The organism is Streptomyces sp. NPDC041940, assembly GCF_055589465.1.
The window spans coordinates 1-20,053 of the sequence record NZ_JBVJBP010000030.1 but is presented as its reverse complement, the minus strand read 5'-3'; the positions used below and the strand labels follow the sequence as shown (position 1 = coordinate 20,053).

Genomic DNA, 20,053 nt, shown 5'->3' with positions numbered 1-20,053 from the left:
GTACGGAACGGCCGGGGCCCCGCTGAGGGGCCCCGGCCGTTCCCATCTCACTTCACCGGTACGGGCGTCAGCGCGACGGCCAGCGGATACGCGCCTGTCGTCAGCGGCGCCCCGACGGCACCCGACTCCGTGTCGACGGGGACCAGGGCGCCCGCGTCGGCGGTGGTGACGTACGCCGTGCCGCCGTTCCAGTCCAGGGCGACGTCGAAGGCGGACCTGCCGACCGCCACCGTCTCGCCGGGGGCGCCGGTGACCGTGTCGACGGGCGTCACAGTGTCGCCGGTGCTGGGGCTGACCCACAGGGTCCGGCCGTCCGGGGACAGCGCGAGACCGTAGGCCTGGCCGGAGACCAGGAAGGTCGGCTCGGTGTCGTTCGTGGCCGTGTCGATCGGAGTGACCGTCGAGCCACCGGAGTTGGACACGTACACCGTCTTCCCGTCCGGCGCGGCCACGATGTTGAACGGGCTCGGGCCGACGGGGACGGCGGCAGCAGCCTTCCGGGTGGTCAGGTCGACCGGCGTGACCGTGTTGTCCTTGATGTTGGGCACGTAGAGCGTCCGGCCGTCGGGTGTGATCGCCAGGTTCTCGGGCCCGTTGCCGACCTGGACGGGCGCTCCCGGGGCGAGGGAGGCCGTGTCGACGGGCTGGACCGTGCCGTCCGAGTAGTTGGCGACCCAGAGGGTGCGGCCGTCCGGGGTGAGCACGAGCCCGGCGGGGACCTTGCCTACGGGGACCGTGGCGGTCACCTTCCCCTGCGCCACATCGATCACGCTGACCGTGTTCGAGCCCTGGTTGGCCGCGTAGGCGGTACGTCCGTCCGCACTCGTCACCACCTCACCCGGGTTGGCGCCCACGGCGACGTTCGTGGTCTTCTTCGAGGACAGATCGACGGAACTGACCGACGCCCCGCTGAAGTTGGCCGTCAGCGCCCTCGGCGAGCCCGTGCCGTCGGTGACCTGGACCGGGAGCGCACGGTCGAGCACGCCCTCGCCCGCCACCCCGACGGACCGCACCCCGGCACTCGCGTTCTCCCCAGCCGTGATGGTGACCGTCGCCGATGCGCTGCCCCCGGCCGGGACGGTCGCGGTGCCCTCGGCGGGCGAGACGGACACGCCGTCGGGGGCGGTCAGCTTCCAGGTCACCGTCCGGGCGGTGGTGGCGGCCTTGTCGGAGAGGGAGAGCGTGATCTTCGCGGAACCGCCCGGCTTCAGGCTCACGGAACCGGGCGCGAAGGCCGCGTCCACGCCAGGGTCGGGCGCGTTCTCGATCATCGCCGTGTAGAGGAACCGGTCCATCACGCCCGGCGCGACCTGCTGGGGTATCGCGTCCAGTTCCTTGCGCTGGGACCTCAGCCGGTTCCAGTACGTGGCGACCGCGTCGGAGTCACCGCGCTTGCCGGCCAGCAGCAGATCCACGGCCGTGCGCCCCGCGGTGCCGTAGCGGCCGAGCTTGTCCAGCCAGGCCGAGGTCTCCTCCAGGAACCCCCGATTGTCGAGACGGGCCCGGAGTTCACGGGGCGTGGCGGCCATGTCGCCGAAGTACAACCGGAGCGCGGCGGCGGCACGGTCGAGGCCCGAGTCGTCGTCGTACGCCTTGCGGAACCTGGCGATGAGGGCGCTCAGCGTCGGGGACTCGGTCGGGTCCAGCTGGGACGAGTAGTTGTTCTCGGCGAAGATCCGAAGCCACTTGGCGGCTCCGGCTCCGGCACTGGCACTGGCTCCGTCTCCGGCGAGGTCGCGGACCGAGGCGAGGAAGGCGGCCCGGGGGTCGTAGGTGTCCGGGTTCCACAGATAGGCGGCGGAGGTGAACAGGGCGAGCCGGCTCGCCTGGCCCTGCACCATCGGGTTGGCGGTCACCCCGGTCGCCGCCTTCGCCACGCCGGGCTCACGGCCGGTGTAGGGGCCGAGCAGGAGACGGCTGGTGACGTAGTCGTTGACCGGGTAGTTGTCCCAGACCAGGATCGGATGGCCGTAGACCTCACGGGCCTTCGCGACCTGGTCGGCGGTGATGGTGGGGGCGATCACGCCTACGCCGGTCCACTCCACGACCACCGACGGGTCCAGCTTCTCCCGCAGCGCCTTCTTGTAGGGGGAATCGGCGAGGTCGGAGTACTCGGTGGGAACCATCTCCAGCGGGTGCAGGCCGGAGTGGCCGGCCGAGAAGTCCTTCCAGACCTCGTTGAGCAGATGCGCCTGCGCCGCTCCCGCCGCACCGCCGCCCGTGCCGAACTCCGTCTCGTCGGCGGGGCAGTTCCACTTCGTGTAGCTGATGTCGTCCAGCGGGATCGCGAAGGAGCGCACGCCGATGGCGTACAGGGAGTCGAACTTGCGGGTGAGGGCCTTGATGTCGGCGGCCGAGGAGTAGCAGACCGACAGCCCCGGTGAGAGGGCGTAGGTGAAGCGGACGTGGTTGGCGTCGGCCCGGTCGACCAGTTCCTTCAACTGCCGCAGCTCGGCGGGCGGGTACTCGTCGCGCCACTGGGCGCGCAGATACGGGTCGTCCTTGGGGGAGTAGACGTAGACGTTCTGCTTGGTGCGGCCGTAGAAGTCGAGCTGGTCCAGCCGCTCGGTGTGCGACCAGGGGGTGCCGTAGAAGCCCTCGATCACTCCGCGCAGCGCGGCCGTGGGCCAGTCCCGGACGGTTACCACGGGCACGGTCTTCTTGACCAGTTGGCGCAGGGTCTGGGCCGCGTAGAAGGTGCCGGTGCGGTCGGTGCCGGACAGGGCGAGGAGGGTGCGGCCCTCCTTGCGGCCGGAGGCGAGAACGTAGCCGCCGGACGGCAGTCCCGCGGGGGAGGGGGACTTGAGGCGCTTCAGGGCCGAGGCCGTCGCGGTGTTCTCCTTCGGGCCGCCGAGGAACACGGTGAACCCGGCCTTCGCGGGCGGTTTGCCGACGGTCACGATCCGCTTGGCTCCGGCGTCGCGCAGGACGGCCTCGACGACCCGCAGGGCCGACGGATCGGTCCCGCGCCCGACGACCGCCACGACCCGCTCGGGAACCGTGAGGCGGCCGGGCCCCGCGTGCATGCTCTTCGGCCGCGGCCACACCTGGGGCGGGGCGGCGGCCTTCGAGGGCTCGTCCGGTGCGGCGGCCGAAGGCGGCACCTGCGCGAGCGTGAGGCCCAGTGCCAGCAGCAGCGCGGCGCCGGGCAGTCTGAGACGAGTGGCTGGGAACACGGATTCTCCTTCCCGGGGAGGGATGAAGGGAGAGGTGAATGGAGCCACCGAGTGATGCTAGAGATGCTGAATCAAGCAATCAATGGGCTGTCGGAGATCGGCTCTGCCCGGAGCATTGACGCCGCCCGCCCGGACTCCCACACTGGCGTGACTACGTAGTCAAACAAGCTCATCCCATCAGTGAGCTGTGGACTGACTACGTAGTCCATGCTCGTGCCACCTCCTGGGAGCCCTCATGACGACGACCGGAGCGGAAGGCGGCCGTCGCCGCCGTGGTCCCGGCATGACCGAGGTCGCACGGGCCGCCGGGGTGTCGCAGAAGACCGTCTCCCGGGTCGTCAACGGCGAGCCGCACGTCAGCCCGGAGGTACGCGACCGCGTCCTGAGGGCCATCCGCGAACTGGACTACCGTCCCAACACCGCGGCCCGGGCCCTGCTCCTCGGCCGCTACCGGCGGATCGGCGTGGTCTCCCTGGGCAGCTCGCTCTACGGCCCCTCGACCCTGCTCATCGCCCTGGAACGCGCGATGCAGCGCGCCGGGTACTCCGTCGCCCTGGCCAGCACCCTGGAGGGGCAGAAGGTCTCGGTCGCCGTGGACGCGCTGCTGGAGCAGGGCGTGGACGGGATCGTGCTGTCCGAGCCCATCGATGACGGCGTGCCGCTCAGGCTCAGCGCCGATGTGCCGGTGGTCAGCGTCGGTGAGGGCGTGGAACTCGCCCAGGGCACCTGTGCCGTGGTCGGCGGCGACGGCGTCACGGCCGCCCGGCTCGCCACCGAGCATCTGCTGTCCCTGGGCCACCGCACCGTCTGGCACCTGCCCGGCCCGCAGGACTGGTGGGCCGCCCGTGACCGGCTGCGCGGCTGGCGCGAGGCCCTCGCCGCCGCCGGCGCCCCCGAACCGCCCCTGCCGTCACCCGGAGACTGGAGCCCGGCCTCCGGGTACGCCGCCGGGCGGCAGCTCGCCGGACTCTCCGATGTGACGGCCGTGTTCGCCGCCAACGACGACATGGCCATCGGCGCCCTGCGCGCGTTCGCCGACGCGGGCCGCGCCGTCCCCGGTGACGTGAGCGTCGTCGGCTACGACGACATACCCGCCGCCGCCTATCTCTCCCCGCCGCTGACCACCGTCCGGCAGAACTTCGCCGCCGTCGCCGACCGCGCCGTCGACGTACTGATCGCCCTCATCGAGGGCCGCCCCGCACCGGCCGAACCCGCCGACCAGGCGGTCGAGTTGACCGTACGGGCCTCCACCGGCCCGATACGCGACGACCCGGGCCCCGCGCTTCCCCGTCAGTAGCCGCACCACGTGAGGAGTCACGTGTGTACACCCCACCATGCCCTGCCCCTCCGACCCGCCGCGCCCTGCTGCGCGGAGCCCTCGGCCTCGGTACGGCCGCCGCGCTCTCCGCCTGCGGAGCGGACGACACGACTCCCCGCACCTCCGGCGACGTCACCCTCTCCCTGTGGACCCACGACCCGGGCTACGAGGCGTTCTTCGTGAAGGGCGTCCCGGAGGCCGACCGCGCCACCGACTTCCGCTACCACCTGAAGGTCACCCGCTCCGGGCCCCCGGACATCGTCACCAAGCTCCTCGCCCAGGCCGTCGCCGGACGCGGCACCCCCGACCTGGTGGGCTTCGAGATCGGCAGCTTCCCGCGCATGCTGCGCGGCGACATCGCCGAGCGGCTGCTGCACGACTTCACGCCCGACATCAAGGCCGTGCCCGGCCTCAAGGACGACCTGCTGCCCGCCCGCACCGCGCCCTTCAGCCGGGACGGCCATGTCTACGCCTTCGACTCGGACACCCCGATGGTCGTCTACTTCTACCGCGAGGACCTCTTCGACGAGTACGGGCTTCTTCAAGGCGACCAGACCTGGGAGGAGTTCGCCGAGGCCGGTGCCCGGGTCTACCGGGACCACAACGCGTCGATGTGCGTCGTCTCCACGGTGGGCAGCGATCCGGGCCAGGTCGTGCAGTCCTTCCAGATGCTGCTCTACCAGCGCGGCGGCGCGTTCTTCGACGCCGACGGGAAGCTGCGGCTGGACTCGCCGGAGGCCGAGGAGGTGCTGCGGTTCCTCTGCGAGGGGCTGCGCAGCGGGTTCGTCATCGACGTGGCCGACTACTACGGGGCCGCCATGCAGACCGCGCTGAAGCAGGGCCGGGTCATCGGTCTGCCCATGGCGATCTGGTACAAGAACTACGGCCTGTTGCCCAACGTGCCCGAGCAGAAGGGCAAGTGGCGTGTGCGGGCGCTGCCGCGGTTCTCCGCTGGGGGTGGGGTGACCGCCGCGCTCGGCGGCACCGGGTTCGGTGTCGTCAAGGACAAGGCCAACACCCGGGCCGCCACGGAGTTCCTCTTCAGGACCTGGCTCACCCACGAGGGTCAGGTGCGGCGGTTCACCGAGACCGGGTATCTGCCCACGCGGCGGTCCGTGTACGAGGATCCGCGTCTGGGGGCGTACGAGGACGAGTTCTGCGGGGGGCAGCGGCTGTTCGGGCTGTATCGGTCGCTGCTGCCGGATGTGCCGGCGTTCCATCAGAGTCCGGACCAGTCGATTCTCTACGACGTCCTGGCGGGCAACTTGTTGCGTGCGTATCGCGGTGACCTGACTCCACGGCAGGCGCTGAAGCAGACCGCTGCGGATTTTCGTGACCAGGCCGGGCGGTAGTTCGGGTGCGGCGCCGTTGGGGCTTGTCGCGCAGTTCCCCGCGCCCCTTGAGGACGTTGCCGAACCCTGCGGAACAGGAGCACTCACCGTGACCACCACTGTTGCCAGGTCGCCCGGCACCGCCCGTGCGCACAGCGACCCGGGCCGGAAGGAAAGCCGCCCCCGCGGCACCTGGGCGCCCTACCTCTTCATCTCGCCCTTCTATCTCCTCTACGTCCTGTTCATGCTGGTCCCGGTCGGGGTATCGGTGTGGCTGAGTCTGACCGAGTGGGTCGGGCTCGGGGCCCCGCACTGGGTGGGGCTGCGCAACTACCGGCTGCTCGTCACGGACATAAGTTTCCACCGGGCCCTCGGGAACACCGCCGTCTTCGTGCTGGTCGCGGTCTGTGTCATCGTGCCGCTCGCGCTGCTCATCGCCCAGGCGCTCAACGCCAAGGGCCTCAGGGCCCGTGACCTGTGGCGGACCGCCTACTTCGTGCCGATCGTCGTGTCCCCGATCCTCGTCGCCCTGGTCTTCGGCCTGATCTTCGACCGGCAGTTCGGGCTGGCGAACGCGGTGCTGCGGGCCCTGTTCGGCACCGGCGGTGTCGACTGGCTCGGTGATCCGACCGTCGCCAAGGTGAGCATCGCCCTGGTCATGCTGTGGCGCTGGACCGGCTACCTCACCGTCTTCTTCCTCGCCGGGCTCCAGAACGTGCCCAGGGAGCTGTACGAGGCCGCCGCGATCGACGGGGCCGGGCGGCTGCGTACCTTCACCACCGTCACCCTGCCGGCGCTGAAGCCGGTGACGGCGTTCGTCGTCGTCACGTCCTTCATCGGCGCGGCCCAGATCTTCGAGGAGCCGTATCTGCTCACCGGCGGCGGACCGGCCGAGTCGACCCTCTCGGTGACCATGTTCATCTACCGGGCCGCCTTCCAGCGCCAGCAGTTCGGCTACGCGGCGGCCGCCGCCGTCGTCCTCTTCGTCCTCGTCTTCGGCCTCAGCCAACTCGTCAACCGTCTCCTCGGCATCGGGAGGGCCACCTCATGACACGCGCCCGCCTGCCCCTCTACGGCTTCCTGGTCCTGCTGTTCCTGGGGTTCCTCGCCCCGCTGCTGTGGGCGCTGAGCGGCTCCTTCAAGCCGCGCGGCGAGATCTTCGGCTACCCGCCGCGACTCGTCCCCGACCCCTTCACCCTGGACAACTACCGCACCCTGCTCACCGAGCAGCCCTTCGGCCGCTGGTTCCTGATGAGCACCGTGGTGGCCGTCGTCGCCACCACCGTGTCCGTCTTCGTCTGCGCGCTCGCCGGCTACGGCTTCGCCAAGTTCCGCTTCGCCGGGAAGCGGCTGCTGTTCAACGTCATGTTCAGCTCGCTGTCGATACCGTTCGCGGTCGTTCTCGTGCCGCTGTTCGTGATCCTCGTGAAGACCGGGCTCGGCAGCCCGTGGTTCGCGCTGATCGTGCCGTGGGTGGCGCCCGCGTTCGGGATCTTCATGATGCAGCAGTACATCGTGCAGACCATTCCGGACTCGGTGCTGGAGGCCGCCCGCATCGACGGGGCGAGCGAGTTCGGCATCTTCCGCACCATCGTGCTGCCGCTGCTGCGGCCCTCGCTCGGCGCCCTGGCCGTCTGGCAGTTCCTGCAGAGCTACAACAGCTTCCTGTGGCCGCTGGTGCTGGTCTCCGACAGCTCCCAGTACACCCTGCCGCTGGGCCTGCAGACCCTGTTCGTGTCGGAGCAACGGCAGTACGACCTCGTGCTCGCCGGAGCCGTCCTCGCCGTCCTGCCCGCCGTCGCCCTCTTCGTACTGCTGCGCAAACAGCTCCTCGAAGGCCTGTCCACGGGCGCGGTCAAAGGCTGACCTCCCGCCAACTCACCTGAAGGAGAAGCATGTTCGAGCTGCCCCGGCGCGTCCTGTTCGGTGCCGCCTACTACCACGAGTACCAGCCGTACGAGCGCCTCAAGGACGACCTCGACCTGATGGCCGAGGCCCGCTTCACGGTGATCCGCGTCGGCGAGTCGGTGTGGTCCACCTGGGAGCCCGAGAACGGCCGCTTCGACCTCGACTGGCTCCAGCCGGTCCTGGACGGCGCGCACGAGCGGGGCATCTCGGTCATCCTCGGGACGCCGACGTACGCGGTGCCGCCGTGGCTGGCCCGGCAGTACCCGGAGATCGCGGGCGAGTCCCGCACGGGCGAGCGCCACGGCTGGGGCGCCCGCCAGGAGGTCGACTTCACCCACCCCGCGTTCCGCTTCCACGCCGAGCGGATCATCCGCAAGGTCGTCGGGCGGTACGCGGACCACCCGGCGGTCATCGGCTTCCAGGTCGACAACGAACCCGGTCTGCACCTCTTCCACAACCACGGCGTCTTCCAGCGCTTCACCGACGAACTGCGCGAACGGTACGGCGACGTGGAGACCCTCAACCGCGAATGGGGCCTCGTCTACTGGTCCCACAGGCTGTCCACCTGGGCCGACCTGTGGACCCCGGACGGCAACGCCCAGCCGCAGTACGACCTGGCCTGGCGGCGCTTCCAGGCCCGGCTCACCACCGAGTTCATCGCCTGGCAGGCCGAGATCGTGCGCGAGTACACCCGCCCGGGCCAGTTCGTCACGACCTGCATCTCCTACGACCGCCAGGGCGTCGAGGACGACCGGCTCACCGAGAGCCTCGACGTCACCGCGGGCAACCCGTACTACACGATGCAGCACGCCCTCGCCCTGCCCGACGTGAACGGCGACGGGCAGCACTGGACGACCAACGGCACCTGGGCGCTGTACCGCAGCGCCGACCGCATGTACTCCTCCCGCCAGGAGCCCTACCTGGTCACCGAGACCAACGCGCAGGCCATCAGCGGGCCGTGGGACAACCGCCCCGCGTACGACGGCCAGTGGCGCCAGGCCGCCTGGGCGCTGATCTCCCGGGGCGCCTCGATGATCGAGTACTGGCACTGGCACACCCTGCACTTCGGCACCGAGACCTACTGGGGCGGCATCCTCCCGCACAACGGCAGGCCCGGCCGCGTCTATCGCGAACTGGCGGCACTGGGAGGGGAGTTGGAGAAAGCGGGGGACCTGGTCGCCTCCCTCACCCCGGACGCCGACGTCGCCTTCCTGTACGACGGGCCCAGCAAGTGGGCGCTCAAGGGCCAGCCGCCGCTCGCCGACACCGACGGAAACCCGGACGGGAGGTCGTACGAGAGGATCTTCGACGCCTTCTACCGGGGCGCCTTCGACGCCGGACTTCAGGCACGCGTCCTGCATCCCGGGCAGCTCCCGGACGCCGATCTGCCGCCCGTACTGGTCGTCCCCGGCTACTACGCCGCCGACGACTCCGTTCTCGACCGGCTCCGCGCCTACGCCGAGGCCGGCGGCCATCTCGTCCTCGGCCCCCGCACCGGCTACGGCGACACCGAGGCCAGGGCCCGCACCGACCTCCAGCCGGGCCGCCTGGCCGAGGCCGCCGGGGTGACGTACGACGAGTTCAGCAACCTGCGCGACCCGCTGCCCGTCACCGGCACCGACTCCCTCCCCCTCCCGGCCGACGCGCACGCCCTGCACTGGACGGACGGACTGCGGACGCGGGGCGCCGAGACCCTGGCGGCGTACACGCATCCGCACTTCGGCCGCTGGCCCGCGGTCACCACCCACCGCCACGGCACCGGCCGCATCACCTACGTCGGCACCGTCCCCGACCCGGTCTTCGCCCGGGCCCTGTTCGACCGGTACGCCCCGGACGGCGCCTGGCGCCCCGCCCACCCGAGCGTCACGGCCACCTCGGCGACCGCCCGGGACGGCCGCCGCGTGCGCTTCCTGCACAACTGGTCGTGGGACGAGGTGTCCGTACCGGTGCCAGCGGCGGTGCGGGACGTGCTGTCGGAGACCGTGTACGCGGACGCGGTGCCGCTCGGGCCCTGGGACGTGAAGGTGCTTCAGGACGAGGCCGGGTAGCAACCATCCTTTCCGGCCGAGGAGTTCCGGCCGCCTGTTCGCTGGGCATCGTGTGAGGGGCCGCGCCGCCCCGGAGGGGGAGCGGGCGGGCCGTGTCGGCCGGCGAAGGGATGGGAAAGCCATGACGTCACCGCTGCCCCCGGGAGAGACGCTGCCACAGCCGTTGCTGAACCCGCCGGCGTCGATCGCGGTGTTCCTGGTCGCCACGATCGAGCCCGGCGGGGAGGCCGCCGTACGGGAGGCGCTGGGCTCCCTCGCGGGCCTGGTGCGCTCCGTCGGCTTCCCCAGCCCCGACGGCGGTCTCGGCTGTGTCGCCGGGGTCGGATCCCGGGCCTGGGGACGGCTGTTCGGCGGGCCGAGGCCCGCCGAACTGCACCCGTTCCGCGAACTGTCCGGGCCCCGGCACCACGCCCCGGCCACCCCGGGCGACCTGTTCTTCCACATCAAGGCCGCCCGCACCGACCTGTGCTTCGCCCTCGCCGCCGAGCTGGTGCGGCGGCTGCGCGGCGCGGTCACCGTGCGGGACGAGACGCAGGCCTTCGCCTACTTCGACTCGCGCAACCTCCTCGGCTTCGTCGACGGCACCGAGAACCCCGTCGGCCCGCCCGCGGCCGACGCGGCCCTGGTCGGCGAGGAGGATCCCGCCTTCCGCGGCGGCAGTTACGCGATGGTGCAGAAGTACCTGCACGACGTGGACGCGTGGGACGCCCTCGCCGTGGAGGCCCAGGAGAAGGTGATCGGCCGCACCAAGCTCACCAACCTCGAACTCGACGCGCCCGGCTCCCACAAGGACGTCAACACCGTGCTCGGCCCGGACGGCTCGGAGCAGAAGATCCTGCGCTCCGCGATGCCGTTCGGGCGGCCGGGGCACGGGGAGTTCGGCACGTACTTCGTGGCCTACGCGCGCACGCCCGGGATACCCGAGACGATGCTGCGCAAGATGTTCCTCGGCGGGCCGGGCTCGGGGCCCGACCCGCTGCTGGACTACTCACGGGCCGTCACCGGCAGCCTGTTCTTCATACCGCCGGCGGACTTCCTGGAGGCCTTGCCCGAGAGCTGACAGGCCCGTCGCCGGCGCTCGACTAGACGCGTTCCAGCGGCCGGTGCGGTTCGGCGGGGAGCCGCACCTCGATGGAGTCGCCGGGGCGCACCACTCCGCCCTCGCGCACGATGCTCATGACGCCGGTCTTGCGCACGATCCGGCCTGCCTCGTCACGGCCGACGACCTGCTTCAGCAGCCCGTCCTGGAAGGCGTCGATCTGGACGCAGGGGTTGCGCAGGCCTGTCACCTCGACCACCGCGGCCTCGCCGATGTGCAGCAGGGTGCCGGCCGGCAGGCCGAGCAGGTCGATGCCGCGTGTGGTGATGTTCTCCCCGAGCGCGCCGGGCGCCACCTCGAATCCCGCGTCCGCGACCTCGGCGAAGAGCTCCTCGTGGATGAGGTGCACCTGGCGCAGGTTCGGCTGGGTGGGGTCCTGGGCGATCCGCGAACGGTGCTTGACCGTCACCCCCGCGTGGACGTCGCCCTCCACCCCCAGCCCCGCCAGCAGGGTGATGCTGTCCCGGTTCGGCTTGGTGAACGAGTACTCGCCGTTGCTGCTGACCGCCGTCACCGTCGCGCTCATGCCTTCGGCCCCCTTCCGTTCGGCAGTGATCCTTCAGGAGCCTAACCGGTCGGCTCCGTCGCCGTCCGTTCCCCGGGGAACCCCGCCGACCGCAGCACCCGCCGCCCGGCGTCCACCGCGAAGACCTCACAACCCTCCCGGGCCGCCGCCCACTCGACGCCCTCGGCGCCCAGTGCGAAGGCCGCCGTCGCGACGGTGTCGGCCTCGGTGAGGGTGGGGGCGACGACCGTGAGGCTGAGCAGCCCGGTCGCCGGGCGCCCGGTACGCCCGTCGACGATGTGGTCGCCGCGCTCGTAGCGGGCGGACGTCGCGACGGCCCGGTCCGTGAGGTCCAGGACCGTGCACAACTGGTCGGCGTGCTCGGGATGCCGGACGCCCACACGCCAGGGGCCGCCGACGGCGACCACGTCACCGCCCGCGTTGAGGCAGAAGCGCCGCGCCCCGGCCGCCGCCAGCAGCTCCGCGCCCTTCTGCACCGACCAGCCCTTCACCACGGCGCAGGGATCGAGGCCGCGCCCCGGCAGGCGTACGTCGAACGCGCCCCCGGTCGCGACCCGGTACTCCTCGCACAGGTCCAGGACCTCGCGCAGCGCCGGGCTCGGCTCGGACACCTCCCCACGGTCCAGCCGCGACACCTCGCTGTCCGGCCGGAACGGGCTGAACCGCGTGTCGACCTCGTGCAGCCAGGCGAAGAGGCCGTCCACCGCCGCCTCGGGGAAGCCCTTGTCGTCGATGCGTACCGACACCGGGAACCCCATCACGTGCTCGACGCGCCGCATCGCCTCAGCCCTTCGCGTCGATGGCGGCCTGGAGCGACTCCTTGTAGCCGTCGCTGGTGACCGTGGCGCCGGACACCGTGTCGATGTCCGCGCTCTGCGCCTGGAGCGTCTCCTCGATCAGCTTGGGCACGGCGGCCGTGGTCTGCGGATGGTCCGGCTGCTGCAGCATCCGCACCGAGGCGATCTTGTCGCCGTCGAAGGTGACCTCGACCTGCACCGGGCCCTTCTCGGTGTCGAGGGCCGAGCCCTTCACGACCGTGGTCGTGGAGCCACCCGACGAGGAGGCCGAGGGCGTGGAGGCCGGAGCGGCGGCCTCGGTGGCGGTCGACGACGAACCGGTGTCCTGGGAGGGCGCGTAGCGCCAGACCGGGATCAGGCCCGCGATGCTCAGGACGAGGACGGGTATGGCTCGTTTCACGACAATCTCCTCGTCATCCGGCCAGGCTGAAGCGTTCGAAGTGGATCTGCGGCTTGGGCACGCCCAGCTCGCGCAGGCTGCCGAGCACCCCGTTCATCATCGGCGGCGGGCCACAGAGATAGACGTCCCGGCCGGCGATGTCCGGCACCAGACGGGCCAGTTCCCCGGGCGCCAGCCGGTCCGGCACGGCCGGTCCCGTCACCAGGTGCAGCTCCGCGCCCTTGGCGAGCGCGAGGTCGCGCAGTTCGTCGTAGAGGACGGCGTCCTGGTCCGTGGCCACCCGGTAGATCACGACCGCGTGGCCGTGCAGTTCCTCCAGCAGGGCCCGGATCGGCGTGACACCGACACCGCCCGCGATGAGCACGGCGTCCGGGCGGGTGCGGTGCAGGGTGGTGAAGGCGCCGTAGGGGCCCTCGGCGAACACACGGGTGCCCACCTTCAGGTGCCGCAGGGCCGCGCTGCCGTCGCCCGCGCGCTTGGCGGTCAGCCGGAGCGTACGGCCGTCCGGGGCGGCGGACAGCGAGAACGGGTTGGCCTGCCACCAGCGGTCCTTGGTCAGGAACCGCCACAGGAAGAACTGTCCGGCCCGGGCGGGCAGCCGGTCCAGGTCGCGGCCCGTGATGTAGATGGAGACGACGTGGTCGTTCTCGGGGACGACGGCCGTCACCCGGAGCCGGTGGCGGAGGTTGCGCCACAGCGGCAGTACCAGACGGCCCACGAAGACCGAGGCGAGGGCACCGCCCCACACGGCGTACCAGTACGTCTTCGCCGCGGACGACGAGGCGAACGTCGTGCCCGCCGCGACCTGGTGCGTGAACGCCAGCACCACCGCGACGTAGGTGTACAGATGGATGAAGTGCCAGGTCTCGTAGGCCAGCCTGCGCCGGGAGGAGCGGGCCGAGACCACCCCGACCACGATGATGATCGCCAGGGCGGTGATCGCGCGCAGCACGCCCTCGACGGTCTCCGCGAGGTCCACGAGCTGGTTCACCGGGTCCAGGGACGAGGACTGGGCGTAGCCGAAGACGATGAACACCGCGTGCGCGAGCAGCAGCCACAGCACCGAGAAGCCCGTCCAGCGGTGCCAGGACGTCAGCCGGTCCATGCCGATCCGCCGGTCGAACCAGGGCAGCCGGGCCACCAGCAGCAGCTGGAACGCCATGAGCAGTGAGCCGTACAGACCGGTCAGCCGGCCCAGCACGATCAGCGTGTTGGAGGCGAAGCCGGCCTGGACGAAGAACACGGCCACCACGACCGCGTTGGCGAGCAGCAGCGCGTACAGGCCGGTGCGCCCCACCACTCTGGGGCGCACGCCCGCGCGGGTCGCCGCGGGAGGTTGTTGGAGGGTCGTCACGGTCGGCAGCTCCTTGATCGGATCCTGGGATACCGAGCTTGTCGCGGGGGAGCTGTCGAAATACTGTCGCTCAACTTTCAAGTGATTATCGATCCCGCAGCGAAGCCACGAGCGGCTATGGAGGCGCAGGACACGTGAAGCACTATGAGCGGGTGGAAAAAGTACGCCTCCTCGTCGTCGACGACGACCCGCCCATCGCCGACCTGGTCGCGACCGTCGCCCGCTACGAGGGCTGGGACGCGGTCACGGCGTACACCGGCGAGGACGCGCTGAGGCGGGCCGCCGAGTTCCACCCGGACATCGTGGTGCTCGACCTGATGCTGCCCGGCGTGGACGGCTTCGGCGTCCTGGACCGGCTGCGCGCCTCCGGGACGATGGTGCCGGTGGTGTTCCTCACCGCGCGCGACGGCGTCGCCGACCGGGTCGCGGGCCTGACGCGGGGCGGTGACGACTACCTGGTCAAGCCGTTCGCCGTGGAGGAGCTGATGGCCCGGCTGCGGACCGTGCTGCGGCGCAGCGCGGGGCCCGCCTTCCAGCGGTCCGTGCTCCAGGTCGGCGATCTGACGATGGACGAGGACACCCGCGAGGTGCGGCGCGGGGAGAGGCTGCTGTCGCTGACCCCGACCGAGTACGAGGTGCTGCGCTATCTCATGCGCAAGTCGCCCACCGTGCTCACCAAGGCGCAGATCCTCGACCACGTCTGGGAGTACGGCTTCGGCGGCCGGTCCAACGTCGTCGAGCTGGTCGTCAGCCGGCTGCGCCGCAAGCTCGACGAGACGGACGACGGCGGCGCGCCCCTGATCCACACCGTGCGGGGCTTCGGGTACGTGCTGCGGCAGGCCTCCGAGTGATCGCCAGACTGCGCCGCACCTACCGCAGGATGCGCCTGGGCACCCGGCTGGCCCTGGGCCTCGGCGCCCTGGCGCTGGTCGTGTTCGCGGTCGTCGGCACGGCCCTGACCACGTACATGCGGGACTATCTCTCGGCCCAGCTCGACACCCAGCTGGCACAGGCCCAGATCGCCCAGTCCAAGAGCATCGCGGACTACGGCACGCTCTCGGGCAAGAAGTACTACAGCTGGTTCTACGCCGTGTACGACGTCTCGGACGGCACGCCCGAGCTGCGCAGGCCCGAGGACCCCGCCGACCTGCCGAAGGACGTCGACGACTTCACCTCCCTGGCCCGGGCGCAGACCGCCGCGCACACGGAAGTCCTGCGCACCGAGCACCTCAAGGGCGCGGGCTCCTACCGGCTGCGTGCCTGCCAGGTCGAGCCCGGGGTCGTCCTGGTCAGCGCCGCGCCCATGGAGGACATCGAGGACACGGTCGGGCAGCTGATCACCATCCAGGTCGTCGCCTTCGGAGCCGCGCTGCTCGCGCTGGTCGTCTTCGGCCGCAGGACACTGCGCCGCGGACTGAAGCCGCTCAGCGACATGGCGTCCACCGCGCACGGCATCGCCTCGCACGACCTGACCGAGTCGGCGGCCCGGCTGCCGCTGCGCGCGGACGGCCGGGACGGCGGGCCCGAGGTGGACGAACTGCGGACCGCCTTCAACACGATGCTGGAGCACATCGACCACTCCCTCGCCGTGCGCGCGGAGGCCGAGCAGCGGCTGCGCCGGTTCGTCGCGGACGCCTCGCACGAGCTGCGCACCCCGCTGATGTCGGTCCGCGGCTACGCCGACCTCTTCCAGTACGCCGCCGCCAACGCCCCCGAGGAACGCGACCGGCATCTGGCCCGGCTGCGCGCCGAGGCCGCCCGGATGGGCGTCCTCCTGGACGACCTGCTGCTGCTCGCCCGGCTGGACGCGGCGGAGGTGGAGGAGCCGCTGCGGCTTGAGGACGCCGACCTGGTCGAGTTGGTGTGCCAGGCCGCCGACGCCTTCCGCGCGGGCCGCCCCGACCATCCGCTGACCGTGCTCGCGGGACCGCGGCCGGTGCGGCTGCGGATGGACCCGCTGCGCATCCGGCAGGTCGTCGACAACCTCCTCACCAACGCCGCCGTGCACACCCCCGCCGGGACGAAGGTGTCCGTGGAGGTGTGCCTCGCGCCCGGCTCGGCCGAGGTACGGGTCGCCGACACCGGTCCGGGCATCCCGTCCGACGACCGGGCCCGGGTCTTCGACCGCTTCTACCGCGTCGACAAGGCCCGCAGCCGCGACCGCGGCGGCAGCGGCCTCGGCCTCGCGGTCGCCCAGTCCCTGGTCCGGGCGCACGGCGGCCGCATCGAGCTGGACAGCGAGCCGGGGGCGACGGCCTTCACCGTCCGCCTGCCGCAGGACGGGAACGGGACCGGGAACGAGCCACCGGCCGCCCCGGGGCCGGAAACCACCGCCGTCTAGACTCGTCCGGCAACAGCGCGTACGACCATGGCCAGAAGTCTCCGCCAACCCGAAGGGCCCCGGCGCCTTGATACGGATCGAATCAGTCACCAAGCGGTACCCGGACGGCACGGTGGCGGTCGACCGGCTCTCCATGGAGATACCCGACCGCTCGATCACCGTCCTCGTCGGACCGTCGGGCTGCGGCAAGACGACCACCCTGCGGATGATCAACAGGATGGTCGAACCGAGCGAGGGAACGATCCTCCTCGACGGCGAGGACATCCAGCGGCAGCCCGTCACCACCCTGCGCCGGTCCATGGGGTACGTCATCCAGAACGCCGGCCTCTTCCAGCACCGCACGATCGTCGACAACATCGCGACCGTGCCCCGCATGCTCGGCTGGGGCAAGCAGAAGGCCCGGGACCGGGCCGCCGAACTGATGGAGCGCGTGGGCCTCGACGCCGCGCTCGCCAAGCGCTACCCCTACCAGCTCTCCGGCGGCCAGCAACAGCGCGTCGGCGTGGCCCGGGCGCTCGCCGCCGACCCGCCGGTGCTGCTCATGGACGAGCCGTTCTCGGCGGTCGACCCCGTGGTGCGCAAGGTCCTCCAGGACGAACTGCTGCGCATCCAGGAAGAGCTGGGCAAGACCATCGTCTTCGTCACCCACGACATCGACGAGGCGATCAAGCTCGGCACGATGGTCGCCGTACTGCGGGAAGGCGGCCACCTCGCCCAGTACGCACCGCCCGCCGAGCTGCTGTCCAACCCCGCCGACGCCTTCGTCGAGGACTTCCTCGGCGCCGACCGCGGTATCCGGGGCCTGTCGTTCTTCCCGTCCGCGGGGCTCACGCTGACCAACGACCCGGTGATCCGGGTCGACGCCACCGCCGAGCAGATCGCCGCCCCCGACGCCCCCTGGCTCCTGGTGACCGACGCGGACGGCAAGCCGCTCGGCTGGAGCGCGCCGGACGATCTGACGGCCGGTGACATCAGGCCTGACCGGCTCCTCTCCCACGGGCGGCCGTTCGTGCCCGGCACCGACTCGCTGCGGGCCGCCCTCGACTGCGCCGTACTCTCCCCGACCGGCTGGGCCGTCGCCGTGGACGCCGGGGGACGGGTGACCGGTGTGGTCGAGCAGCACACCATCGGCGAGGCGATCCGCGGCGCCCACGCGGCACGGCGCGACGACGCGGACGAGCGCGACGACGAGGACGAGAAGGTCGCCGGATGAGCGACTACCTCCACAACTTCTTCGACATCCCGAGCGACCTCCAGCACAGCTGGTTCGGGCTGATCGGGCTGCACCTGCGGGAGGCCCTGCTGCCGGTGGCGGCCGGACTGCTCCTGGCGCTGCCGATCGCCCAGCTCTGCGTGCGCTTCCGCTGGCTGTACCCGCCCGTCCTCGGCCTGACGACCGTGCTGTACGCCATCCCGTCCCTGGCGTTCTTCGTCGTGCTCATCGACTACACCGGCCAGACCGAACTCACCGTGATGATCCCGCTGGCCGTGTACAGCCTGGTGGTGCTCGTCCCGGCGATCGTCGACGGGGTGCGCTCGGTGCCCCCGGAGACCCTGGCCGCCGCTACCGCCATGGGCTTCGGGCCGGTACGGCGGTACTTCCAGGTGCAGTTGCCGATCGCGGTACCGGCGATCATCGCGGGCCTCAGGGTGGCGACCGTGTCGAGCATCTCCCTCGTCAGCGTCGGCATGCTGATCGGCAACCAGGGCGCGCTCGGCAACCTGCTCCACGACGCGCAGATCTACAACCGGCCCGAACTGACCTGGAACTCCGTGATCACCACGGCGCTCCTGGCGATCCTCGTCGACGCCCTGCTGGTCCTCGTCCGGGTGCTGCTGACGCCCTGGATGCCGAGCGGGAGGGCCCGGCGCAAGCCGGCGCCCGCCCTTGAGGAAGCCGCCCGGTGAACGTACTCAACTTCGTCAACGCGTTCTTCAGCGACAGCGCCCACTGGCAGGGCTACGACGGCATCCCGGCACGCCTCGGGGAGCATGTCCAGTACACCCTGCAGGCGCTGCTCCTCGCCGCCGCGATCGGACTGCCGATCGGCCTGGTCACCGGGCACTACGGGCGCGGCGGCAACGCCCTGTCCCTGGTCGCCACCGCCGGGCGGGCACTGCCCAGCTTCGGTCTGCTGGTGCTGATGACCACCCTGCTGGGGTTCGGGATGCTGCCCGTGATGATCCCGCTGGTCATCCTCGCCGTGCCGCCGATCCTGGTCACCACCTACGAGGCGATGCGCTCCGTCGACCCCTCGCCGGTGGACGCCGCCCGCGGCATGGGCATGCACGAGTCCCGGATCCTCTTCCAGGTGGAACTGCCGGTCGCCCTGCCGCTGATCCTCAGCGGCCTGCGGTCGGCGGCCATCCAGATCGTGTCGACGGCCACCATCGCCGCGTACGTCAGCCTGGGCGGCCTCGGCCGGTACATCGTCGACGGCCTTTACCAGCGCAACTACGAGAAGGTGGTGGGCGGCGCGACGCTGGTGGCCGTCCTCGCGCTGGTCACGCTCGCGCTGTTCTGGGCGGCGGCCCGGGTCGCGGTGTCGCCGGGTGTGCGCAGGAGATGACGCCAATTGGTGACCAAGCTGCTCTTGACTGACCGAATACCCGCTGGCTTGGATCAGTGGGTGATGACTACACGGAAGAGCAGCACCCGGTCCATATCGAGGCACCCCGGCGCGGCAGCGGTCGCGCTGGCCGCGGCGGCAGCTCTTCTCGGGGGCTGTTCCTCCGGCGGCACCTCCGACGACCCGCTCAAGGGCGGCGGGGCTGAGGGCGGCGCCGTCGTCGTCGGCTCCAACAACTTCGCCGAGTCCATCCTGCTCGCCGACATCTACGGCGAGGCCCTCAAGTCCAAGGGCATCAAGGTCACCTACAAGCCCAACATCGGCAGCCGCGAGACCACCTACGGTCTGATGAAGAACGGCAGCGTCACCGTGCTGCCGGAGTACAACGGCTCCCTGCTGGCCTACCTCGACGCCAAGGCCAAGCCGAAGACGGTCGAGGAGACCACCACCGCCATCAAGGGCAAGCTCGACTCCAAGCTGGAGCTGCTGAAGCCGTCGGCCGCGCAGAACAAGGACTCCGTGACGGTCAACGCGGAGACCGCGAAGAAGTACAAGCTGACCCCGGAGTCGTCCATAGCGGACCTCAAGGGCGTCGCCGAGGACCTGGACTTCGGCGGCTCGCCGGAGTTCCAGACCCGGCACCAGGGTCTGGTGGGCCTGAAGTCGGTGTACGGGCTTGAGTTCAAGTCCTTCAAGTCCCTCGACGCGGGTGGTCCGCTGACCCAGACGGCGCTGAAGAAGAACACCGTGCAGGCCGCGGACCTCTTCACCACCGACCCGACCATCGCCCGGGACAAGTTCGTCGTCCTGAAGGACCCGGAGAACCTCTTCGGCTTCCAGAACGTGCAGCCGCTGGTCCGCAAGGGCGAGCTGTCCAAGGAGGGCGCCGCGGCACTCGACGCGGTCTCGGCCAAGCTCGACACGAAGGCCCTGCTCGAACTGGACGCGCAGGTCCAGCTGGAGAAGAAGGACCCGCTGGACGTGGCCAAGGCCTGGCTGAAGTCGCAGGGCCTGGCCTGACACTCCGCTGACGCGGGGCGGGGGGGGGGGGGGGGGGGGGGGGGGGGGGGGGGGGGGCGGGGAGGGGGGGGGAGGGGGGGGGGGGGGGGGGGTCGGTGGGAGGGGGGGTGGTGGAGGTCGGGCGGGGGGGGGGGGATCCCCACCCGCGCGGGTGGGGGGACCTCC

17 protein-coding genes are annotated in these 20,053 nt (G+C 71.2%); 12 read left to right on the top strand and 5 right to left on the bottom strand.

The window, feature by feature from the left end; translation table 11 throughout:
* Window positions 1-47: 47 nt before the first annotated feature.
* The gene (locus ACZ6I3_RS35760) at window positions 48-3,176 is read right to left on the bottom strand and encodes a beta-N-acetylglucosaminidase domain-containing protein (protein ID WP_469420396.1); all 3,129 of its coding nucleotides are present in this window, start codon (window positions 3,174-3,176) and stop codon (window positions 48-50) included.
* 235 nt (window positions 3,177-3,411) lie between these two features.
* On the opposite strand from ACZ6I3_RS35760, the gene ACZ6I3_RS35755 reads away from it, so the two are divergent.
* The 6 genes from ACZ6I3_RS35755 to ACZ6I3_RS35730 all read left to right on the top strand — a co-directional run bounded on the left by ACZ6I3_RS35755 (window position 3,412) and on the right by ACZ6I3_RS35730 (window position 10,841).
* Window positions 3,412-4,473 carry a LacI family DNA-binding transcriptional regulator gene (locus ACZ6I3_RS35755; RefSeq protein ID WP_469420394.1) on the top strand — a complete coding sequence of 354 codons (1,062 nt, stop codon included), beginning with the start codon at window positions 3,412-3,414 and terminating at the stop codon, window positions 4,471-4,473.
* 23 nt (window positions 4,474-4,496) lie between these two features.
* Complete coding sequence (locus tag ACZ6I3_RS35750) at window positions 4,497-5,846, top strand: ABC transporter substrate-binding protein (protein WP_469420392.1); 1,350 nt, start codon at window positions 4,497-4,499, stop codon at window positions 5,844-5,846.
* 88 nt (window positions 5,847-5,934) lie between these two features.
* A complete protein-coding gene (locus ACZ6I3_RS35745) occupies window positions 5,935-6,876 on the top strand; it encodes a carbohydrate ABC transporter permease (RefSeq protein ID WP_469420391.1) in 942 nt (313 codons plus the stop codon).
* A complete protein-coding gene (locus tag ACZ6I3_RS35740; protein ID WP_469420389.1) occupies window positions 6,873-7,691 on the top strand; it encodes a carbohydrate ABC transporter permease in 819 nt (272 codons plus the stop codon). The genes ACZ6I3_RS35745 and ACZ6I3_RS35740 overlap by 4 nt, the downstream gene beginning before the upstream one ends.
* Before the next feature lie 29 nt (window positions 7,692-7,720).
* The gene (locus ACZ6I3_RS35735) at window positions 7,721-9,781 is read left to right on the top strand and encodes a beta-galactosidase (RefSeq protein ID WP_469420387.1); all 2,061 of its coding nucleotides are present in this window, start codon (window positions 7,721-7,723) and stop codon (window positions 9,779-9,781) included.
* A gap of 121 nt (window positions 9,782-9,902) precedes the next feature.
* A complete protein-coding gene (locus tag ACZ6I3_RS35730; RefSeq protein WP_469420385.1) occupies window positions 9,903-10,841 on the top strand; it encodes a Dyp-type peroxidase in 939 nt (312 codons plus the stop codon).
* A 22-nt stretch (window positions 10,842-10,863) separates the two neighbouring features.
* Here the strand turns inward: ACZ6I3_RS35730 and ACZ6I3_RS35725 are convergent, their stop codons facing one another.
* The 4 genes from ACZ6I3_RS35725 to ACZ6I3_RS35710 are packed head-to-tail and all read right to left on the bottom strand — an operon-like array spanning window position 10,864 to window position 13,957.
* Window positions 10,864-11,406, bottom strand: coding sequence for an MOSC domain-containing protein (locus ACZ6I3_RS35725; RefSeq protein ID WP_469420384.1), 543 nt, complete (start codon window positions 11,404-11,406; stop codon window positions 10,864-10,866).
* A gap of 41 nt (window positions 11,407-11,447) precedes the next feature.
* Complete coding sequence (locus ACZ6I3_RS35720) at window positions 11,448-12,185, bottom strand: FAD:protein FMN transferase (protein ID WP_469420382.1); 738 nt, start codon at window positions 12,183-12,185, stop codon at window positions 11,448-11,450.
* A 4-nt stretch (window positions 12,186-12,189) separates the two neighbouring features.
* On the bottom strand, window positions 12,190-12,603 hold the full coding sequence (locus ACZ6I3_RS35715) for an FMN-binding protein (RefSeq protein ID WP_469420381.1): 414 nt from the start codon (window positions 12,601-12,603) through the stop codon (window positions 12,190-12,192).
* 13 nt (window positions 12,604-12,616) lie between these two features.
* Entirely contained in the window at window positions 12,617-13,957 is a 1,341-nt protein-coding gene (locus ACZ6I3_RS35710; RefSeq protein WP_469420379.1) for a ferredoxin reductase family protein, read from the bottom strand.
* 152 nt (window positions 13,958-14,109) lie between these two features.
* On the opposite strand from ACZ6I3_RS35710, the gene ACZ6I3_RS35705 reads away from it, so the two are divergent.
* From ACZ6I3_RS35705 to ACZ6I3_RS35680, 6 genes are all read left to right on the top strand, one after another.
* Window positions 14,110-14,808: a response regulator transcription factor gene (locus tag ACZ6I3_RS35705; protein WP_469420515.1), complete on the top strand. Its 699-nt coding sequence runs from the start codon at window positions 14,110-14,112 to the stop codon at window positions 14,806-14,808.
* Entirely contained in the window at window positions 14,805-16,298 is a 1,494-nt protein-coding gene (locus ACZ6I3_RS35700; protein ID WP_469420378.1) for a sensor histidine kinase, read from the top strand. Before ACZ6I3_RS35705 ends, ACZ6I3_RS35700 begins: the two co-directional genes overlap by 4 nt.
* A gap of 67 nt (window positions 16,299-16,365) precedes the next feature.
* On the top strand, window positions 16,366-17,511 hold the full coding sequence (locus ACZ6I3_RS35695; RefSeq protein ID WP_469420376.1) for an ABC transporter ATP-binding protein: 1,146 nt from the start codon (window positions 16,366-16,368) through the stop codon (window positions 17,509-17,511).
* The gene (locus ACZ6I3_RS35690; protein ID WP_399021504.1) at window positions 17,508-18,206 is read left to right on the top strand and encodes an ABC transporter permease; all 699 of its coding nucleotides are present in this window, start codon (window positions 17,508-17,510) and stop codon (window positions 18,204-18,206) included. The genes ACZ6I3_RS35695 and ACZ6I3_RS35690 overlap by 4 nt, the downstream gene beginning before the upstream one ends.
* Window positions 18,203-18,868, top strand: coding sequence for an ABC transporter permease (locus tag ACZ6I3_RS35685; protein ID WP_469420374.1), 666 nt, complete (start codon window positions 18,203-18,205; stop codon window positions 18,866-18,868). Before ACZ6I3_RS35690 ends, ACZ6I3_RS35685 begins: the two co-directional genes overlap by 4 nt.
* A 63-nt stretch (window positions 18,869-18,931) precedes the next feature.
* A complete protein-coding gene (locus ACZ6I3_RS35680) occupies window positions 18,932-19,888 on the top strand; it encodes an ABC transporter substrate-binding protein (RefSeq protein ID WP_469420373.1) in 957 nt (318 codons plus the stop codon).
* The last annotated feature ends 165 nt before the right edge of the window (window positions 19,889-20,053 follow it).

What these genes read in the sequence shown, in the direction of transcription:
- ACZ6I3_RS35735 (WP_469420387.1), top strand. Translation starts at nt 7,721, where the DNA reads ATGTTCGAGCTGCCCCGGCGCGTCCTGTTCGGTGCCGCCTACTACCAC.
- ACZ6I3_RS35755 (WP_469420394.1), top strand. Translation starts at nt 3,412, where the DNA reads ATGACGACGACCGGAGCGGAAGGCGGCCGTCGCCGCCGTGGTCCCGGC.
- ACZ6I3_RS35725 (WP_469420384.1), bottom strand. Translation starts at nt 11,406, where the DNA reads ATGAGCGCGACGGTGACGGCGGTCAGCAGCAACGGCGAGTACTCGTTC.
- ACZ6I3_RS35680 (WP_469420373.1), top strand. Translation starts at nt 18,932, where the DNA reads ATGACTACACGGAAGAGCAGCACCCGGTCCATATCGAGGCACCCCGGC.
- ACZ6I3_RS35740 (WP_469420389.1), top strand. Translation starts at nt 6,873, where the DNA reads ATGACACGCGCCCGCCTGCCCCTCTACGGCTTCCTGGTCCTGCTGTTC.
- ACZ6I3_RS35690 (WP_399021504.1), top strand. Translation starts at nt 17,508, where the DNA reads ATGAGCGACTACCTCCACAACTTCTTCGACATCCCGAGCGACCTCCAG.
- ACZ6I3_RS35720 (WP_469420382.1), bottom strand. Translation starts at nt 12,185, where the DNA reads ATGCGGCGCGTCGAGCACGTGATGGGGTTCCCGGTGTCGGTACGCATC.
- ACZ6I3_RS35730 (WP_469420385.1), top strand. Translation starts at nt 9,903, where the DNA reads ATGACGTCACCGCTGCCCCCGGGAGAGACGCTGCCACAGCCGTTGCTG.